The 4,647-nt window shown below is 41.1% G+C and carries 6 protein-coding genes; 4 read left to right on the top strand and 2 right to left on the bottom strand.

The genetic code is table 11. The annotated features are described in order from the left end of the window. The first annotated feature begins 205 nt into the window (after positions 1-205). Complete coding sequence (locus tag CWC17_RS17380) at positions 206-697, top strand: DUF3016 domain-containing protein (protein WP_138614306.1); 492 nt, start codon at positions 206-208, stop codon at positions 695-697. Between the two features lie 157 nt (positions 698-854). Here CWC17_RS17380 and CWC17_RS17385 read toward each other — a convergent pair whose 3' ends face one another. Then, complete coding sequence (locus tag CWC17_RS17385; protein ID WP_055016947.1) at positions 855-1,145, bottom strand: hypothetical protein; 291 nt, start codon at positions 1,143-1,145, stop codon at positions 855-857. 82 nt (positions 1,146-1,227) lie between these two features. On the opposite strand from CWC17_RS17385, the gene CWC17_RS17390 reads away from it, so the two are divergent. After that, the gene (locus tag CWC17_RS17390) at positions 1,228-1,437 is read left to right on the top strand and encodes a hypothetical protein (RefSeq protein ID WP_055020488.1); all 210 of its coding nucleotides are present in this window, start codon (positions 1,228-1,230) and stop codon (positions 1,435-1,437) included. Here CWC17_RS17390 and epmB read toward each other — a convergent pair. Then, positions 1,434-2,447 carry an EF-P beta-lysylation protein EpmB gene (gene epmB / locus CWC17_RS17395; protein WP_138614308.1) on the bottom strand — a complete coding sequence of 338 codons (1,014 nt, stop codon included), beginning with the start codon at positions 2,445-2,447 and terminating at the stop codon, positions 1,434-1,436. The genes CWC17_RS17390 and epmB overlap by 4 nt on opposite strands. Before the next feature lie 41 nt (positions 2,448-2,488). Here epmB and efp point away from each other — a divergent pair, with 41 nt between their 5' ends. Both efp and epmA read left to right on the top strand, forming a co-directional pair. After that, entirely contained in the window at positions 2,489-3,055 is a 567-nt protein-coding gene (efp, locus tag CWC17_RS17400; protein ID WP_055016950.1) for an elongation factor P, read from the top strand. Between the two features lie 57 nt (positions 3,056-3,112). After that, positions 3,113-4,087, top strand: a complete 975-nt coding sequence (gene epmA / locus CWC17_RS17405) for an elongation factor P--(R)-beta-lysine ligase (RefSeq protein ID WP_138614310.1) — start codon at positions 3,113-3,115, stop codon at positions 4,085-4,087. Positions 4,088-4,647: the final 560 nt, after the last annotated feature.

Below are 4,647 nucleotides of genomic sequence, written 5' to 3' on the forward strand. Positions count from 1 at the left end.
GGCTAACGGCTAACGGCTAACAGCTAACAGCTAACAGCTATTATTTATACTAGCTACATTATTAACCTTACATCTACCTACTTTACATTAAAAATTTTTGCTGCTAATTTAAACTACTGTTATCAGTGTAAGTTTTCAGGTTTATTGATTTAAATTGAATGTGTTGTACTTGCGTTGACTTTTGATAGTTCACATGGAGAAGATTATGAAAAGTTTAAAATTACTAACGCTAGTAATGGGTTTAAGTTCTGTTGGTATTGCACAAGCTGGTGAGTCTGCAGTTAAATGGCAGGATTTTGACAATTACCGCGATGTGCGTGCAACAAATCAATCACCGACTTCTTTTAAAAAGCAAATTACTATTAACTTTGAAAAGCATTTTGCGAAGTTAGCTGAAAAATTACCAAGTGGATATAAATTAAATGTAGAGGTTGCAGATCTTGATTTAGCGGGTGCTATTGAGTTTTCTGGCGCTAAAAAAATAAGAGTAATTCAACCATTTCATTACCCACAAATTAAGCTGTCTTACACGGTAACTAATCCGCAGGGTGAAGTTGTGAACCACGCCTCAGAAGTGTTATTAAAAGATAGAGGCTATTTAGATAAAATTAAGCGCTCAACCTCTAGAGCATTTTATTATGAAAAACGCTTAGTAACTAATTGGTTTAATTCTAAAGTTTTATCTAATATAAGTTAAATACAGCTACAAAATAAATACAAAAGTGCCGATAAACTTTATCGGCGTTTTTGTATTTGATGTTTACTAAATTTAACGCGGTGTTTTTTAATATTTAACTGACAACTGACAACTGACAACTGACAACTGACAACTGACAACTGACAACTGACAACAATTATTTAAACGTAGCGAGCAGGGTAAGTAACTGTTGCAGTTTAATAACCGCTTTTTTTAGCTTTTCTTCATCAAAACCATCAGTGCTTAAGCTTTCTACATCGGCTGCTACATCAAGTACGTATGGCTTAAAACGTTTAGCTTCAAAACTAAATCCGGCATCGGCTGGGAATAAGGCTTTAAATTTACCGTGGCCTTGTTGCTGTAGTTCATCTAGTTTTTTGTCGGCATCAAGTGCTTGGCGATAAACAATTTTTAAGTTAGCGTTGAGTTGTTCAATTATAGAATCCATGGTTTTCCTAAAGCTTTGTACTGCATTGCCGATATAGTACTTGGATTACATTTAAATGTCAGGTTGATTAAGGCTTATAACGATGAATATATCAGGTGGAAATCTACCCGCTATGTCTAGCTCTGGCCAAGGTGGTGAAGTTTATACTGCTGCTTTGTCTAAAAAGCAGCAATTAGCAGATGGCGCAGCAGCACTTGCACTTATTGAAGGTGCTGCGCAAGCAACAAGTGCGCAATCACCGGCTCAGTCGGTCACTGCAACACTGGGTAACAATGTAAATATATACGTTTAAACTAACTTAAGGTCGATAGGCGTTTTGCTTTTCTGACCGCCTATTTCTCTTACCAATTTAGGCACTAAAAATCCGGGCAGGGCTTCTAATAGCTCTGCCATTATTTTTATTGCCTGTGGCTCTTCTATATCAAAGTGGCTTGCGCCTTCAACCTTATCAAGCAAATATAAATAGTATGGCAGTACGTCTGCATCAAATAACGCCTCACTTAAATTTATTTGTGCCTCAACTGTATCGTTCACTTCTTTTAAAATAACGGCTTGGTTTAATAACGTTACGCCTGCTTGCTTTAACTTTTGCATGGCTGCTTTAAACTCGTCGTCTATTTCGTTTGCATGATTTATATGGTTAATAAACACAATTTTAAGCGGTGATTGCTGCAATCTAGCGCATAGTTCATCGGTAATGCGCGCAGGTATAACAACAGGCAAACGGCTGTGTATTCGCATGCGTTTAATTTGCGGTAATTGTTCAAGCTCATCTAAAAACCAACTAATGGCATCGTCTTTGGCCATAAGTGGGTCGCCACCACTTAAAATTACTTCGTTTATGTTGGCATCTGATTTTATGTAGCTAAGCGCATCAAGCAGGCTTTTTTTATTAAGCTGGTTTTCTTGATACGGGAAGTGGCGCCTAAAGCAGTAACGGCAATTTACTGCACAGCCGGTTTTAAACATAATTAAAACACGGGATTTATACTTATGTAAAAGCCCAGGCTGCTCGTTGTCTTGCTCAAGCAGTGGATCTTTATTAAAACCAGTTTTAGTTAAAAACTCTTGGTGGCGCGGCATAACTTGTAGCAATAAGGGGTCGTTTGCATCGCCCTTGCGCATTTTTTTTATAAATGGGACTGGCACGCGTACCGGAAATAAACTGCGGGCTTTTAGGTCGTTTTCATGGGCTTGGCTCGATAAACCGACCATTTCAAGCAAGGTTTTTGGGCAGGTAACTACATTTGCTAATTCTTTTTGCCAGTTTTTATGCAAATTTGCTTCATTTCTTTGTATCATTGGCACGTAGATTACTCGAAAAAAATTAAATAGAGGAAACGATGGCGAATTATAGCACCAACGAGTTCAAGGGCGGCCTAAAAATTATGATGGACGGCGAACCTTGCAGTATTTTAGAAAATGAAATGGTAAAACCTGGTAAGGGCCAAGCGTTTAACCGTGTTCGTATCCGTAAGCTTATTTCTGGCAAGGTACTTGAAAAAACCTTTAAATCGGGTGAATCAGTTGAAGGTGCCGATGTAATGGATACCGACTTAGCGTACCTTTACACAGACGGTGAGTTTTGGCATTTCATGAACAACGAAACATTTGAGCAGATTGCCGCTGACGAAAAAGCACTTGGCGATGCAGGTAAATGGCTAGTTGAAAACGATGTATGTACTATTACGCTATGGAACGGTAGCCCAATCGCGGTTACGCCACCTAACTTTGTTGAGCTTGAGATCACTGACACTGATCCTGGCCTAAAAGGCGATACAGCGGGCACAGGTGGTAAACCTGCAACGCTTAGCACGGGTGCAGTAGTACGTGTTCCATTATTCGTACAAATTGGTGAAGTAATTAAAGTAGACACCCGTAGCGGTGAATACGTAGGCCGTGTTAAGTAAGCTTGTTTACGGTTTATAAAATCCCGGCTTAAGCTGGGATTTTTTTTTGGAGAAAATATGTCAGCAACACTTTGGGCCCCAAGCGCAAGCATAAAAGCCCTTAAAAAGCGCGCAGCCATACTACGAACCATTCGTGAATTTTTTTATACGCGTAATGTAATGGAAGTAGAAACCCCTAGCTTAAGTAGCGCAAGCGTAACCGATGTGCATTTAGCGAGTTTTAATACGCAGTTTGTAGGCCCAGGCCACGCTGGAGGCTTGCCGCTTTATTTACAAACATCGCCCGAATTTGCCATGAAGCGCCTATTAGCCGCAGGCTCTGGGCCAATTTTCCAGCTTTGTAAGGCATTTAGAAACGAAGAGGCGGGTCGCTATCATAATCCCGAATTTACTATGCTTGAGTGGTATCGCCCTGGGTTTGATGAGTTTGCATTAATGGATGAAATGGATGAGCTAATGCAGCTTATTTTAAATGTAGAGCCTGCGGAGCGACTGACTTACCAGCAAGCATTTGAGCAGGTGTTATCACTTGACCCATTAACAGCTACACTTGCGCAATTACAAGCACTTGCCAGCGAACATGGCTTTGCCAGTATAGCTAAAAACGAAACCAATAAAGACACCTTACTGCAGCTGTTATTTTGTATGAAAGTAGAGCCAACTATTGGGCAAACTAAGCCGTGTTTTGTGTATCACTTTCCGGCATCGCAAGCGGCACTTGCACAAATTTGTGAGCACGATAATCGCGTAGCAGGGCGCTTTGAGCTCTATTATAAAAATATGGAATTAGCAAACGGCTTTAACGAGCTAACTAATGCCAAAGAGCAGGCAAAACGCTTTGATGAAGATAATGCCTACCGCGCTGCCAATGGGCTAAACCACGTGCCCATGGATAGGCGTTTAATCGCCGCGCTTGAACACGGGCTTCCAAAGTGTGCAGGTGTTGCAATGGGGATAGACAGGTTAGTTATGCTAGCCACCGAAAAAGAGACAATAAAAGAAGTCATCGCGTTTGACGTAGATAGGGCGTAATGCTAGGCGTGGTAATCCACCCAAAAAATTTAAAGCATTAATTCACAAAGAGGTTAGGAGGCGCTGCGCTATAGAGGGGACGTTGTAGTCACGGCTTTATGCCGCGTATTTTGTATTAAATGCCAGACGCGAGGTAAACTCGCTGCTACTTGTATGTTTCTCAGTGTAGTGCGCAGCGCTCCGGTGTTCTCGGTGGTAAAAGCGCTTTGTTCTAGTGCATAAGTAATTAAGAAATTATTAACACCACAGGGAAGGCAAGGAGAAGTGCAGGAGAAGATACTAAAAAATGGTATATTTTCTCTGTGTAGCGCGAAGCGCCTCGGTGCCCTCGGTGGTCAAATTGCTTTGGGCTTAAAGCCACTAAAGTGATTAAGTGATTAAGTGATTTTATCACCACAGAGAACACAGAGAAGTAAAGGAGAAGATCTAATGCCTCCTCAGTGCAGCGCGCAGCGCCTCGGTGTCCTCGGTGGTCGATTTGTTTTTAAATAAAAAAAGTGATTTTTATCACCACAGAGAAAACGGAGAAGGGAAGGACCAGAGATGAGACCACACGCGTG

Source organism: Pseudoalteromonas sp. S3785 (assembly GCF_005887365.1).
In the GTDB taxonomy this organism is placed as follows: Bacteria; Pseudomonadota; Gammaproteobacteria; order Enterobacterales; family Alteromonadaceae; genus Pseudoalteromonas.